At 60.2% G+C, this 259-nt stretch carries 1 protein-coding gene; it reads left to right on the top strand.

Features of this window, described 5'->3' with window-relative positions:
- The coding region (locus tag RTW80_RS29835) for an alpha/beta hydrolase-fold protein (RefSeq protein ID WP_312721764.1) at positions 1 to 215 on the top strand (215 nt) is incomplete at its 5' end.
- Between the last annotated feature and the right edge of the window lie 44 nt (positions 216 to 259).

The raw sequence follows: 259 nt of genomic DNA, 5'->3' as shown, positions 1-259 counted from the left end.
TGAGCGAACATCTGCTTTCTGCCCCGCCGCAGGGCGTGCGCATCCGCCTGTGCGTGGGATCGCTGGAAGGTTCGACGGTACCCCACGTTCAGCGGCTGCATCAGCAGTTGCTTACCGCTGGCGTCGACAGCCATTGCGCAATGTATACCGGGGGTCACGATTACGCATGGTGGCGCGGCGCACTGATTGACGGGCTTGGTTTACTCCAGGGTTGACTTGACCCGCGAACACTTTCAGGCAACTGTACAGGCTTCCTGAA

The sequence above is a fragment of the Escherichia sp. AM3 genome, from assembly GCF_032029835.1.
Classification (GTDB): domain Bacteria; phylum Pseudomonadota; class Gammaproteobacteria; order Enterobacterales; family Enterobacteriaceae; genus Escherichia; species Escherichia coli.
Note: the sequence above shows the minus strand (reverse complement) of the source record. Positions and strands in the feature narration are given on the sequence as shown.